Origin of the sequence: Methylobacterium gossipiicola, from assembly GCF_900113485.1 — a bacterium.
GTDB classification, from domain to species: domain Bacteria; phylum Pseudomonadota; class Alphaproteobacteria; order Rhizobiales; family Beijerinckiaceae; genus Methylobacterium; species Methylobacterium gossipiicola.
This window is the reverse complement of sequence record NZ_FOPM01000013.1, coordinates 1-12,775: the sequence shown is the minus strand read 5'-3', so window position 1 is coordinate 12,775 and position 12,775 is coordinate 1. Positions and strand designations below refer to the sequence as shown.

Annotated in this window: 11 protein-coding genes and 2 tRNA genes; 12 read left to right on the top strand and 1 reads right to left on the bottom strand. The window is 67.8% G+C overall.

Annotated elements, in window-relative coordinates; translation table 11 throughout:
- Positions 1–70 precede the first annotated feature (70 nt).
- From BM249_RS12495 to BM249_RS12455, 9 genes are all read left to right on the top strand, one after another.
- Entirely contained in the window at positions 71–1,435 is a 1,365-nt protein-coding gene (locus tag BM249_RS12495; protein WP_091972283.1) for an ABC1 kinase family protein, read from the top strand.
- Positions 1,436–1,592: 157 nt separating this feature from the next.
- Complete coding sequence (locus tag BM249_RS12490) at positions 1,593–1,886, top strand: aa3-type cytochrome c oxidase subunit IV (protein WP_091972281.1); 294 nt, start codon at positions 1,593–1,595, stop codon at positions 1,884–1,886.
- Between the two features lie 117 nt (positions 1,887–2,003).
- Positions 2,004–3,143 carry a Re/Si-specific NAD(P)(+) transhydrogenase subunit alpha gene (locus tag BM249_RS12485; protein ID WP_091972279.1) on the top strand — a complete coding sequence of 380 codons (1,140 nt, stop codon included), beginning with the start codon at positions 2,004–2,006 and terminating at the stop codon, positions 3,141–3,143.
- 17 nt (positions 3,144–3,160) lie between these two features.
- Positions 3,161–3,610: a proton-translocating transhydrogenase family protein gene (locus BM249_RS12480; protein WP_091972277.1), complete on the top strand. Its 450-nt coding sequence runs from the start codon at positions 3,161–3,163 to the stop codon at positions 3,608–3,610.
- 3 nt (positions 3,611–3,613) lie between these two features.
- Complete coding sequence (locus BM249_RS12475) at positions 3,614–5,011, top strand: NAD(P)(+) transhydrogenase (Re/Si-specific) subunit beta (RefSeq protein ID WP_091972275.1); 1,398 nt, start codon at positions 3,614–3,616, stop codon at positions 5,009–5,011.
- A gap of 246 nt (positions 5,012–5,257) precedes the next feature.
- On the top strand, positions 5,258–6,946 hold the full coding sequence (recJ, locus tag BM249_RS12470) for a single-stranded-DNA-specific exonuclease RecJ (RefSeq protein WP_244528734.1): 1,689 nt from the start codon (positions 5,258–5,260) through the stop codon (positions 6,944–6,946).
- 115 nt (positions 6,947–7,061) lie between these two features.
- Positions 7,062–7,145, top strand: a tRNA-Tyr gene (locus tag BM249_RS12465).
- A 68-nt stretch (positions 7,146–7,213) separates the two neighbouring features.
- Positions 7,214–7,287, top strand: a tRNA-Gly gene (locus BM249_RS12460).
- Between the two features lie 534 nt (positions 7,288–7,821).
- Positions 7,822–9,495 (top strand): methyl-accepting chemotaxis protein, encoded by a 1,674-nt coding sequence (locus BM249_RS12455; RefSeq protein WP_091972271.1) that lies wholly within the window; start codon positions 7,822–7,824, stop codon positions 9,493–9,495.
- Between the two features lie 182 nt (positions 9,496–9,677).
- Here BM249_RS12455 and BM249_RS12450 read toward each other — a convergent pair whose 3' ends face one another.
- Positions 9,678–10,271 (bottom strand): biliverdin-producing heme oxygenase, encoded by a 594-nt coding sequence (locus BM249_RS12450; RefSeq protein WP_143103757.1) that lies wholly within the window; start codon positions 10,269–10,271, stop codon positions 9,678–9,680.
- A gap of 114 nt (positions 10,272–10,385) precedes the next feature.
- On the opposite strand from BM249_RS12450, the gene BM249_RS12445 reads away from it, so the two are divergent.
- From BM249_RS12445 to tuf, 3 genes are all read left to right on the top strand, one after another.
- On the top strand, positions 10,386–10,829 hold the full coding sequence (locus tag BM249_RS12445; RefSeq protein WP_091972267.1) for a DMT family transporter: 444 nt from the start codon (positions 10,386–10,388) through the stop codon (positions 10,827–10,829).
- Between the two features lie 123 nt (positions 10,830–10,952).
- Positions 10,953–11,414 carry a tellurite resistance TerB family protein gene (locus BM249_RS12440; RefSeq protein ID WP_091972265.1) on the top strand — a complete coding sequence of 154 codons (462 nt, stop codon included), beginning with the start codon at positions 10,953–10,955 and terminating at the stop codon, positions 11,412–11,414.
- 168 nt (positions 11,415–11,582) lie between these two features.
- Complete coding sequence (gene tuf, locus BM249_RS12435) at positions 11,583–12,773, top strand: elongation factor Tu (protein WP_091972263.1); 1,191 nt, start codon at positions 11,583–11,585, stop codon at positions 12,771–12,773.
- The last annotated feature ends 2 nt before the right edge of the window (positions 12,774–12,775 follow it).

Here is a 12,775-nt window from a genome sequence, read left to right as displayed (position 1 = left end):
AAGGAGCATCATCGGTTGCAGACATGTCCGCAACCGGCTCCTGAAGCCCCGCGAGACCGCAAAGAGCCCGATGGCCGATCACGACAGCGAAGCCAACCGCTTCTCCGCGCGCGCCAGCCGCTATGCCCGCGTCGGCGTCAATGTCGGCGGGGTCGCGGCCCGCATGGCCGGCGCCCGGCTGTTCGGCGGCAAGGAGGCGCCGAACAACGCCGCCGCCCTGGCCCAGGCGCTGGGGGGCCTCAAGGGGCCCATCATGAAGGTGGCGCAACTCCTTGCCACCGTTCCGGATTTGCTGCCGCCCGAATACGCCGCCGAGTTGCAGAAGCTCCAGGCCGATGCGCCGCCCATGGGCGCAGCCTTCGTCAAGCGCCGGATGATGGCCGAACTCGGGGCCGACTGGCAGACGCGGTTCGGGTCCTTCGACCTCAAGCCGGCCGCCGCCGCCTCCCTGGGTCAAGTCCACCGGGCCACCGCCCGCGACGGCACGGCCCTCGCCTGCAAGCTCCAGTATCCCGACATGCAGTCGGCCGTGGAGGCAGACTTGAAGCAGTTGGAGGTCGCCTTCGCCCTCCACCGCCGCATGAGCTCCTGGCTCGATACCCGTGAGATCGCGAAGGAAATTGGCGCCCGGGTCCGCGAAGAGCTCGATTACGCACGCGAAGCGAAGCACGCCGCGCTCTACGGCAACGTCCTGCGCGACGTGCCCGAGGTGCGGGTGCCCGACATCCACGCCGACCTCTCGACCCAGCGCCTGCTCACCCTCGGCTGGCTCGACGGCGAGCGCATCCTGACCTTCGCGGACGCGCCCATCGAGATCCGCAACCGCCTCGCGCGGGCGATGTTCAAGGCGTGGTGGCATCCGTTCAGCCGCGCCGCCGTCATCCACGGCGACCCGCATCTCGGCAACTACACGGTGTTCTCGCAAGACGGGGAGGCGCGGGGGATCAACCTCCTCGATTACGGCTGCGTGCGCATCTTCCACCCCCGCTTCGTCGGCGGCGTGGTCGACCTCTATCGCGGGCTTCTGGAGAACGACGAGGCCCGCATCGTCCACGCCTACGAGGTCTGGGGCTTCAAGAACCTCAACAAGGACCTCATCGAGATCCTCAACATCTGGGCACGCTTCATCTACGGACCGATTCTGGAGGACCGTACCCGGACCGTGGCCGATGGCGTCAAGCCCGGCGAATACGGCCGGCGCCAGGCCTTCGAGGTGCACCAGGCCCTGAAGGCGCGTGGCCCCGTGACGGTGCCGCAGGAATTCGTGTTCATGGATCGCGCCGCCGTCGGCCTCGGGGCGGTGTTCCTGCACCTGCGCTCGGAGCTGAACTACCACCGCCTCTTCGAGGCCGAGATCGAGCGGTTTTCCCTGGCCGAACTCGAAGCCCGCCAGGGCGAGGCCCTGACTCGCGCGGGCCTTCCCTTGCCAGCGTGATTTGCCGGCCTGAGACGCCGCCGGCCCCATGTGTCGCCAGCGTGACAAATCACGCTTCGTGGCCTTTGCATGGCATGCATGCTGATTGCGGGGGCCGGGGGCATGCGCTAAATCCCCTTGGAACAAACCAAGATAAAACCACGGGGAAGCCCCTAAAATGGCTAGTTTGAAGACCGCGTCCGGCGTGCAGTACAGCCCCGCCATGGACGAGAAGACCCACGAGCAGACCTATCGCGGCTTCGTTCGTTTCGTTGAAATCGGTACCAGCGTCGTGATTTGTTGGGTGCTTGCCCTCGCCATCGGCGGCATCCACGAAGCTTGGCTGACCGCGATCCTCGCCGTCATCGTGTCCGGCGCCGCCGGAGCCGTGGGCGCCCTCGCGCCGGCCATCGGCTGGAAGGCCCCCGTGGCCGTCGCCGTGCTCCTACTGATGTATCTCTTCTTCGCCTGACAGGCGGCACCTCTTCTTCGCGTGACGTAGCCTGGAATCGCTGGCATACCAGACTTCAGGCTCTATATTCCTGTGATTTGCGGTGATCCCGGAGGATCGCCGAGGGGGACTTCCTGAATGCGCATCGCTGTCCTGACAGAGTCGGATCCGGCTGAACCGCGGGTCGCGGCGGTGCCTGAAACGATCAAGAAATTCGTCGGCCTCGGGGCCGGCGTCACGGTCCAGTCCGGGGCCGGCCTCAAAGCCGGCGTCCCCGACGCCGACTACGAAGCGGCCGGCGCCACCCTCGCGGGTTCGGCCGCCGAGGCCGCCGGGGATGCCGACCTCGTTCTCAAGGTTCGCCGCCCGACCGCCGACGAGATCGGCCTCCTGAAGCGCGGCGCCACCGTCGTGGCCATCATGGACCCTTACGGCAACCAAGAGGCCCTCGGTGCCCTGGCGCAGGCCGGTATCGACACCTTCGCCATGGAGCTGATGCCCCGCATCACCCGTGCGCAGGTGATGGACGTGCTCTCCTCCCAGGCCAACCTCGCCGGCTACCGCGCCGTGGTGGACGGCGCCGCCGAATACGGCCGCGCCATGCCGATGATGATGACCGCCGCCGGCACCGTTCCGGCCGCCCGCGTCTTCGTGATGGGCGTCGGCGTCGCCGGGCTCCAGGCCATCGCCACCGCCCGCCGCATGGGCGCCGTGGTCACGGCTACGGACGTGCGCCCCGCCACCAAGGAGCAGGTCGAGTCGCTGGGCGCCAAGTTCGTCGCCGTGGAGGACGACGAGTTCAAGCAAGCCGAGACCTCGGGCGGCTACGCCAAGGAGATGTCGGCCGAGTACAAGAAGAAGCAGGCCGACCTCGTGGCGGCCCACATCGCCAAGCAGGACATCGTCATCACCACGGCCCTCATCCCCGGCCGTCCAGCGCCGCAACTCGTCTCGCAGGCCATGGTGGCGAGCATGAAGCCTGGCTCGGTGCTCATCGATCTCGCGGTGGAGCGCGGCGGCAACGTCGAGGGCGCCAAGGCCGGCGAGATCGTCACCACGGATCACGGCGTGAAGATCGTCGGTCACCTCAACGTGGCCGGCCGCCTCGCCGCCACGGCGTCGAGCCTCTACGCGCGGAACCTCTACGCCTTCGTCGAGACGCTGATCGACAAGGAGACGAAGTCCCTGGCGGTGAAGCGGGACGACGAACTCGTCAAGGCGACGAACCTCACCCATGGCGGTGCGGTCGTCCACCCCGCCTTCCAGACCCAATCCTGATCCCGCCGGAGGATACGATGGCCACGCTTCCCCCCGATCAGGCCGCCGAGCAGGCGCGCGCCGCCGCCGCCGCGGCCCGAACCGCAGCCGAGGTCGCGCAGCAGAGCGCCGCCAAGGCGCAGAGTTACGCCGACGGCCTCTCCCACGGCCTCTCGGCCGTGACCCACGGCGCCGTCGACCCGACGGTGTTCCAACTCGCGATCTTCGTGCTGGCGATCTTCGTCGGCTACTACGTGGTCTGGTCGGTGACGCCGGCCCTCCACACCCCCCTCATGTCCGTGACCAACGCCATCTCGTCGGTGATCATCGTCGGCGCGCTCCTCGCCGCTGGCGTACCCTATGTCGAGCACGGCACCGGATGGGCCCGGTTCTTCGGGTTCGTCGGCATCATCCTCGCCAGCGTGAACATCTTCGGCGGCTTCCTCGTCACCCAGCGCATGCTCGGCATGTACAAGAAGAAGGCCTGAGACATGTCCCAGAACGTCTCATCCCTTCTCTACATCGTCTCCGGCGTCCTGTTCATCATGGCGCTGCGAGGGCTCTCGCACCCCACCACCTCGCGGCAGGGCAACCTGTACGGCATGGTCGGTATGGGGCTCGCCATGCTCACCACCCTGGTGGGACACCCGCCCGCCGGACTCGGCGCCTGGATGCTCGTGCTCCTCGGCCTCGCCATCGGCGGCGGTGCCGGCGCGGTCATCGCCAAGCGCGTGCCCATGACGGCGATGCCCCAGTTGGTCGCCGCCTTCCACTCCCTCGTGGGCTTGGCTGCCGTGATGGGCGCCGCCGCCACCCTCTACGCACCGCAGGCGGTGGGCATCCTCGAGAACGGCCACATCCACAAGGAGTCGCTGTTCGAGATGGCGCTGGGCGTCGCCATCGGCGCCATCACCTTCACGGGCTCCGTGATCGCCTTCGCCAAGCTCGACGGGCGCATGTCCGGCAAGCCGATCATGCTGCCGCAGCGCCACGCCATCAACATCGCCATGGGCATCGCCCTCGTCGCCCTCATCGCGATCTTCATCGGCACCGAGAGCAAGGCGATCTTCTGGCTCATCGTGCTGCTGTCCTTCGCCCTCGGCGGCCTGCTCATCATCCCCATCGGCGGCGCCGACATGCCCGTCGTGGTGTCGATGCTGAACTCCTACTCGGGCTGGGCGGCGGCCGGCATCGGCTTCACCCTGGGCAACCTCGCGCTCATCATCACCGGCGCGCTGGTCGGCTCCTCGGGCGCGATCCTGTCCTACATCATGTGCAAGGCGATGAACCGCTCGTTCATCTCCGTGATCCTCGGCGGCTTCGGCGGTGACACCGCGGCGGCCGGCGGCGGTCAGGTCGAGACGCGCCCCGTCAAGCAGGGCTCGGCCGACGACGCGGCCTACATCATGAAGAACGCCGAGCGCGTCATCATCGTGCCGGGCTACGGCATGGCGGTGGCCCAGGCTCAGCACTCGCTGCGCGAGATGGTGGACCTGCTCAAGAAGGACGGCGTCGAGGTGAAGTACGCCATCCACCCCGTCGCCGGCCGCATGCCGGGCCACATGAACGTGCTGCTGGCGGAAGCCAACGTGCCCTACGACGAGGTCCACGAGCTCGAGGACATCAACGGCGACTTCCCGCAGGCCGACGTCGCCTTCGTCATCGGCGCCAACGACGTCACCAACCCGGCCGCCAAGACCGACAAGACCTCGCCGATCTACGGCATGCCAATTCTCGACGTCGAGAAGGCCAAGACCGTGCTGTTCATCAAGCGCGGCATGGGCTCGGGCTATGCCGGTGTCGAGAACGAGGTGTTCTTCCGCGACAACACCATGATGCTGTTCGGCGACGCCAAGAAGGTCGTCGACTCCATCGTCAAGAACCTCTGAGACACCAGGAATCCAGCGCGGGCCTCGCCCGTGCCGGTCGGACGGGATACGGGGTCGGCGTCGAGCGCCGGCCCCGTCTTCGTTTCGAGTCCTAGGGTCACACGACCGGAGAAGAAGCACCGCGTGTCCGTCGAGTCTCCCACAACCGAGTTCCCCCGCGCCTTCCTCGACGTATCCCACTCAGTCTTGGGGCGGCCCTGGCGCGACCGCTGCGCCGATCCGGCGCTTCACGCCTACGCCGCGACCATGACGCAGGCCTACGGCCTGCCGGATCTGCTGGCGCGTGTGCTGTCGGGGCGCGGCATCCGGCCGCCGGAGGCGGACGCCCACCTCAACCCGCGCCTGCGCGACCTGATGCCCGACCCCGCCTGCCTCGTGGACATGGAGGCGGCGGCGGCCCGCCTCGCCCGTGCCGTCACGGCGGCCGAGACCGTGGCGATCTTCGGCGATTACGACGTGGACGGCGCCGCCTCCGCCGCCCTGCTCGCCGCCTATCTGCGGAGCTTCGGCCTCGATGTCCGCATCCACATTCCCGACCGCATCACCGAGGGCTACGGCCCGAATGTCGGGGCCGTGACGGAGCTGCGCGCGGCCGGCGCCAGCCTCCTCGTCTGCGTCGATTGCGGCACCAGCGGCCACGCCCCCCTGGAGGCGGCCCGAAACCTTGGTCTTGACGTCATCGTCCTCGATCATCACGGCGCCCCGGAGAGCCTGCCGCCCGCCGAGGCCCTGGTGAACCCCAACCGCCTCGACGACCTCTCCGGCCTCGGACATCTCTGCGCCGCGGGCGTGGTCTTCCTCACCCTGGTGGCCCTCAACCGCCGCCTGCGCCGGGACGGTATGGCGGAGACGCGGCTGCCCGATCTCACCGCCGCCCTCGATCTCGTGGCCCTCGCCACCGTCGCCGACGTGGTGCCGCTCACCGGCCTCAACCGCGCCTTCGTAGTCCAGGGCCTGAAGGTGATGCGCGGTCGGGGCCGCCCCGGCCTCGCGGCCCTGTTCGATGCGGCCTCGTTGAGCGAGGCTCCGGAAGCCTGGCACCTCGGCTACCTCGTCGGTCCGCGCATCAATGCCGGTGGACGCATCGGCGAAGCCGGCCTCGGCGCCCGGCTGCTCACCACGCCCGATGCGGCGGAGGCCGCCCGCATCGCCGCCGAACTCGACCGCCTCAATCGCGAGCGTCAGGCCATCGAGGCCGTGGCCGTGGCCGCCGCCGAAGCCGAGATGGATCATGCGCTCACGGGCGATCCCGACCGCCCCGTGCTGGTGACGGGCTCGGCCGACTGGCATCCGGGCGTCGTCGGCCTCATCGCCGCCCGCCTGAAGGAACGCTTCGGCCGCCCCGCCTTCGCGTTCGCGGTCAGGTCCGACGGCACCGCCACGGGCTCGGGCCGATCGATTCCCGGGGCCGACCTCGGCCGGGCCGTGCGGGCGGCGGTGGAAGCCGGCCTCGCCCTCAAGGGCGGTGGGCACGCCATGGCGGCGGGCGTCACCTTGAGCAGCCCCGACACGGACGCGTTCGCGGCCTTCCTCGCCCACGACCTCGCGCAGGCGGTGCGGGAGGCACGGGCCGTCGAGGCACTGCTGCTCGACGGCACCGTGAGCGCGGGCGGCGCCACGGCCGAGGTGGTGCGTCTGCTCCAGCGCGCCGGGCCATTCGGCTCGGGCGCCCCGGAGCCCGTCTTCGCCCTGCCGCGCCACCGCATCGTCGATGCCGGGGTCGTCGGCAACGGCCATGTCCGCGCCCGCCTGCGCAGCCGCGACGGCCAGACCGTGGGCGCCATCTGCTTCCGGGCGGCGCAAGGCCCCCTCGGCCAGGCCATCCTCAACGGCATCGGCCGGGAATTTCATGTGGCCGGAACCCTGGCGGTTGATAGCTGGCGCGGCGCCGACCGCGCCCAGGTCCGGATCTGCGACCTCGCCGCCTTCGATTGAGCAGACCTTCGGCCCTTCTTCGCGACGGGATGCAAACTCTGCCGCGACCCCCGTTGACTCCCGCGCGAGGCCTCATCATAAGGACCCGCGCGCTGCCCACGGGCAGCGGCGGTTTGGGGGAATGTCCCGAGCGGCAAAGGGGGCGGACTGTAAATCCGCTGCGTAAGCTTCGTAGGTTCGAGTCCTACTTCCCCCACCAAACCACTTTCGAGATCGCGGGCATACGGGTATGCTCCTTTCTCGACCCTCGGCGGCCATGGCCCCGATGCGGGTGTAGCTCAATGGTAGAGCAGCAGCCTTCCAAGCTGAATACCCGGGTTCGATTCCCGGTACCCGCTCCATTGCACTTTTCTGAATGCTGTTTTTAAGTCGGGAGTGTTCTGCCTGATCCTCGGATCACACAAAACACTCTGTTTCTTTGATAAATTTCATTTTCTTTCGCCGGACCGGCCTCCACTTCGGCGCCAAGTGTTTCTCACGAAACTCCCGCGGCACCGCCGACTTCAGGGCAAGAACCGTCCAGGGGCGGGAGTTTTGTCAGGCACTCGAAATGCTTCAGCGGCTCGCTTGGTCGCGGCTGTCTCCGCAACGGCGGCCGCGATGACGACCCGCGTCAGAAAATGGCGGATCTGACCGGGTTGCGCCCTCCCGGCCAAGCCGGGCGACCGCGCCACATCGAAATGAGACTGCCGCGACACGGGAGCGGTATCGCCCCTCAACGCAACACTTGCGGATAGGATCGCAACCGAATCGCGAATGCCTATCCCGTCCCGTCTCGACTAACGAAACCTGACACGAAAGCATGGAACTTACAAATTAACAGAATACAAACCAATTTATATCAGATTGCCCAACCGCAATCGAGGGTCAGAAAAATGCGGTCGATTCGATTCAAATTAACATTCTCAGTAATCATACTCATATCCGCACTTGCATTCAATATTATGATTGGCCTTTATGCCACATCTCGCGCATCCGGCAGCATGAACGAACTCTACAGTGATCGCATCGTGCCCCTGCGGGAACTCAAAATCGTCGCCGACATGTATGCCGTCAACGTTGTCGACACGACCCACAAAATCAACAACGGCAATCTCGAATGGGCTCAGGGTGCCCCGCTGATCGCCGAAGCTCAAAAGCGCATCAAAAAGGTCTGGGCCGCCTTTTTAGCTACCAAACTAACCCAAAAAGAGAAAGAACTCTCCACCGAAACCGAAAGAGCCATGGCAGTTGCGAACACGGCCGTGAGCGAACTGGCCGACATCCTGCATGGGAATGATAGGAATCAACTGGGGAACTTTGCGCGCACGAAACTGTACGAGACCATCGATCCAGTCAGCGCCGCCGTCCAGGCCTTGATCGATCTGCAACTCGATGAGAGCCGCAATGTCTATACAGATTTTTCTAACGTTTCGGAAACAGTGAGAATTTTAAATCTGGCGAACTTCGTGTTCGGCTTTGCTGCGGCCGGATTTGCTCTGTACATGGTCCTGCGCGGTGTCCTTGCCCCGCTCGGCTCCATCACGCAGATGATGCAGCGCTTGGCCACCGGCGACACGACCCAAACTGTCCCCGGAATCGATCGTCTCGACGAGATCGGCAGCATGGCCGCCTCCGTTCAGGTCTTCAAAGACAATCTGATCCAAACCCGCAAGCTTGAGGAGGAGAGCGCCCTTGCGCGCGCTTCGAGCGAAACGCAACGGCGAGCCATCATGGTCGAACTCGCCGATAGCTTCGAGCGAGCAGTCGGCGGGATCGTCGGAATGGTCTCCTCCTCGGCCACCGAACTCCAGGCCACCGCCCAGCAGATGACCGTCACCGCACGGGAGACCGCGGCGCAGTCCCTCACCGTGGCCGCCGCGGCCGAAGAGGCCGGCACCAACGTCAACACCGTGGCGGCGGCGGCCGAGCAACTCGGCTCGTCCGTTCAGGAGATTGGCCGACAGGTGTCGGACTCGGCTCACCTCGCCCAGGCGGCGGTGGGCGAGGCCGACGAGACCGCCAACCTGGTGCAGGCGCTGAGCCGGAACGCCGCCCGAATCGGCGACATGGTCGGCATGATCTCGAACATCGCCGGGCAGACCAACCTGCTGGCGCTCAACGCGACCATCGAGGCAGCGCGCGCCGGCGAGGCGGGGCGCGGCTTCGCCGTGGTGGCCTCGGAGGTGAAGGCCCTGGCCGAACAGACCGCCAAGGCCACCGAGGAGATTGCCCGGCAGATCGGGGAAGTGCAGGGCGTGACCGCACAAGCCGTGACGGCGATCGGCGACATCACCGGACGGATCCGCGAGATCGACGGCGTCGCGACCTCGATCACGGCGGCGGTGGAGCAGCAAGGGGCGGCCACGCAGGAGATCGTCCGCAACATCACCCAGGCTTCGGCGGGCGCCAACGAGGTGACGGGCAACATCGCCGGCGTGGCGCAGGCCTCGGAGGAGACGGGGGCGGCAGCCTCGCAGGTCCTCGCGGCGGCCTCCGAGCTTTCGCGGCAATCCGAGTATCTCGGCACCGAGGTCAACCGCTTCCTCGCCACGGTGCGGGCCGCCTGACCCAGCCCCACGGCGCCCGAGGGCGCGACGCCGAGAAGGGCGCGAGAATGGGTCGTGCCGCCCCGCCGCGCCCTTCGGAAGGCCATCCGGCATGCCCCGGCATGGCAACGCCCGAACATGGGACAGTACGTTCGAACGCGGGACTTGGGCGGCGGATGCCCCGCGCCGACCAGCCCCCGGGCTCAGGCTTGCGCGGCCTGGGCCGCCTCGAACAGTGCAAACGCCCGAAGGGCCCCCGCGACCGCGCCTTCCCTGTCCACCGGGGGACACGCGGCGAGCCAGGCGGTGAAACTCGGCCACAGGCGCTGCCCCTCGCCGTGCCGGAGGAACCGGGTGTTGTCGCGGACGCCGGAATCGGAACTCGCGAGGGCCTGACGCAGGAGAAGCTGGCCGCCGAGGCGCGAACCCTCGAGGACGTAGAGCAACCCCGCCGCCTCGGCCCGGCCCGGGGCTCGGGGCGAAACCGAAGCCGGCGGTGCAGGTCGGCCGAGGGCGTCGAGATCGGCGAGGATCGCGCCGCTGCGCCGCCGCTCCGGCCAATCGGGCGGCACCGCTCCCTGGGCCGCCCGATCCAGCTCCGCCTCGATGGGCACCAGAGCCGCCGCCATGGCGGCGAGAAAGACCGCATAGTCCCGGCGCTTCGCGAAATCGTGGCCGCCCCAGCCCGCGTCGAGGCGGCGATGCGCATCCGACGTCGCCCGTCGCAGGAGGCTGCGCAGGTCGGGCCCCGCCTCTGCGAAGCCCGCTGCGTCGCCGTGTCCCGTGTCATTCGTCATGTGCGACCGCCGCTGCCCTAACTGTTGGAGGAACGCGCGCCGCCCGAAGCGCATCGGCGGGGCCACAGGATCGAGAACGACCTCCCGCGCAGCATCACCCGAGCCAGGATTCCCATGTGGTACCTCTATGGCCTCGCGCTTCTGGCCGGCATCGCCAACGCCGTCCAGGGCGGTACCAACGCCACCCTCGCCAAGGCTCTCGGCCAGCCCTTCGCCGCCGGCCTCGTCGTGGCCCTCGGCACCGGTTCCACCCTGCTCCTGACCGGCCTCGCCCTCGGGCGCTTCCAGTGGCCGGGCCTCGTCCAGGCGGCGCAGGTGCCGGCCTGGGCGTGGTTCGGCGGCTGCCTCGGCGCCCTCGTGATCGTGTCGCAGTTCTTCGCCGCCCAGGCCATCGGCGCCGCGCCCTTCCTCGGACTCCTCGTCACCGCCGGGGTCGCCACTTCCATCGTCCTCGACCATTTCGGCTGGATCGGCTTTGCCGTCCATGCGGCGAGCCCGTGGCGAATCGTCGGTGGCCTCCTCATGGTCGTGGGCGTCACCCTCGTGGCCCTGTTCTGACGCATGGGCGCCTCCGCCCCTTCGCCGCGGCCGACGACCATCGGCCCCGGCGGCGGCCCCTTGCCTTCGCGGCGCGGACGGGCGACTTCCCGCAGCCTCCGCTTCCCGCATGACGGCCCGCCCATGAACATCTTTCAGGACATCGTCACCCGCTTCAGTCAAACCGTCACCGCCTATGCGGGCGACACGGTGCTGATGCAGGCCATGGTCTCGGCCGCCGCCAACGTCATCGTCGCCGATGGCGAAGTGGCCGGGGACGAGTTCGACACGGCACTCGCCGGCATCCAGGCCAACCCCATCGTCGAGAAGGGCTACGACCGTCTGATGCTGGAGAGCGAACTCTACGACGGCATCGCCCGGGCGCGGACGCGGGCGGGACGGGCGGAGAACCTGCGCCGCGTCGCCGGTCTCCACGAGCGGGACGAGGCGGAGCGCAACGCCACCTTCCTCGTCGCGGCCGACGTCGCCGACCTGGACGGCATCTCGCCCCTCGAAGCCACGGCCCTCGACGAGATCGCCGTGGCCCTGGGGGTCGACAAGGCGGCCCTGCTGGGCGCCTCTCCGGTCAAGCGCCCCCTCGTCTGAGGCGCGGTCCGGCCCGGCCGGCGCCGAGCGTGAATGACGATGGTCGGCAAAACCCTTGATCAAAGGACTTGAAGCCTCTAAGCGGACCGCGTCTTTCGCCCGGCTCGATGGATATTCGAGCGACTGCCCGGGCGTCCGCTCGTGTGAGCTTGCCGCAGGAAAGAGACGATGGCCAAAGAGAAATTTTCGCGTACGAAGCCGCACTGCAACATCGGCACGATCGGTCACGTCGATCACGGCAAGACGTCTCTGACGGCGGCGATCACGAAGGTTCTGGCCGAGACGGGCGGCGCGACGTTCACGGCGTACGACCAGATCGACAAGGCACCGGAGGAGAAGGCCCGCGGCATCACGATCTCGACGGCGCACGTTGAGTACGAGACCACGAACCGGCACTACGCCCACGTGGATTGCCCCGGCCACGCCGACTACGTGAAGAACATGATCACGGGTGCCGCCCAGATGGACGGCGCGATCCTGGTGGTGTCGGCGGCCGACGGCCCGATGCCGCAGACCCGCGAGCACATCCTGCTCGCCCGTCAGGTCGGCGTGCCGGCCCTGGTGGTGTTCCTCAACAAGGTCGACCTCGTCGACGACGAGGAGCTCCTCGAGCTCGTCGAGATGGAGGTGCGCGAGCTCCTGTCGAAGTACGACTTCCCCGGTGACGACATCCCGATCACCAAGGGTTCGGCCAAGGTGGCGCTCGACAACGGCGACAAGGCCGTGGGTCACGACGCCGTGCTGAAGCTCATGGAGTCGGTGGACGCCTACATCCCGCAGCCGGAGCGTCCCATCGACAAGCCGTTCCTGATGCCCATCGAGGACGTGTTCTCGATCTCGGGCCGCGGCACGGTGGTGACGGGTCGCGTCGAGCGCGGCATCGTCAAGGTCGGCGAGACCGTGGAGATCGTGGGCATCCGCGACACCCAGACCACGACGGTCACGGGCGTCGAGATGTTCCGCAAGCTCCTCGATCAGGGCCAGGCGGGCGACAACGTCGGCGTGCTCCTGCGCGGCACCAAGCGTGAGGACGTCGAGCGCGGTCAGGTCGTGTGCAAGCCCGGCTCGGTGAAGCCCCACACCAAGTTCAAGGCCGAAGCCTACATCCTCACCAAGGAGGAGGGCGGTCGCCACACGCCGTTCTTCACCAACTACCGCCCGCAATTCTACTTCCGCACCACGGACGTGACCGGCGTGTGCGTGCTCCCCGAGGGCACCGAGATGGTGATGCCCGGCGACAGCGTCACCATGGACGTCACCCTCATCGTCCCCGTCGCCATGGAAGAGAAGCTCCGCTTCGCCATCCGTGAAGGCGGCCGTACCGTCGGCGCCGGCGTCGTCGCCGCCATCAACGAGTAATC

Excerpts from the sequence above, each read along its gene's own strand:
- BM249_RS12445 (WP_091972267.1), top strand. The coding sequence starts at position 10,386 with ATGTGGTACCTCTATGGCCTCGCGCTTCTGGCCGGCATCGCCAACGCC.
- BM249_RS12450 (WP_143103757.1), bottom strand. The coding sequence starts at position 10,271 with ATGACGAATGACACGGGACACGGCGACGCAGCGGGCTTCGCAGAGGCG.
- BM249_RS12495 (WP_091972283.1), top strand. The coding sequence starts at position 71 with ATGGCCGATCACGACAGCGAAGCCAACCGCTTCTCCGCGCGCGCCAGC.
- tuf (WP_091972263.1), top strand. The coding sequence starts at position 11,583 with ATGGCCAAAGAGAAATTTTCGCGTACGAAGCCGCACTGCAACATCGGC.
- BM249_RS12490 (WP_091972281.1), top strand. The coding sequence starts at position 1,593 with ATGGCTAGTTTGAAGACCGCGTCCGGCGTGCAGTACAGCCCCGCCATG.
- BM249_RS12455 (WP_091972271.1), top strand. The coding sequence starts at position 7,822 with ATGCGGTCGATTCGATTCAAATTAACATTCTCAGTAATCATACTCATA.
- BM249_RS12485 (WP_091972279.1), top strand. The coding sequence starts at position 2,004 with ATGCGCATCGCTGTCCTGACAGAGTCGGATCCGGCTGAACCGCGGGTC.
- recJ (WP_244528734.1), top strand. The coding sequence starts at position 5,258 with ATGACGCAGGCCTACGGCCTGCCGGATCTGCTGGCGCGTGTGCTGTCG.
- BM249_RS12480 (WP_091972277.1), top strand. The coding sequence starts at position 3,161 with ATGGCCACGCTTCCCCCCGATCAGGCCGCCGAGCAGGCGCGCGCCGCC.
- BM249_RS12440 (WP_091972265.1), top strand. The coding sequence starts at position 10,953 with ATGAACATCTTTCAGGACATCGTCACCCGCTTCAGTCAAACCGTCACC.
- BM249_RS12475 (WP_091972275.1), top strand. The coding sequence starts at position 3,614 with ATGTCCCAGAACGTCTCATCCCTTCTCTACATCGTCTCCGGCGTCCTG.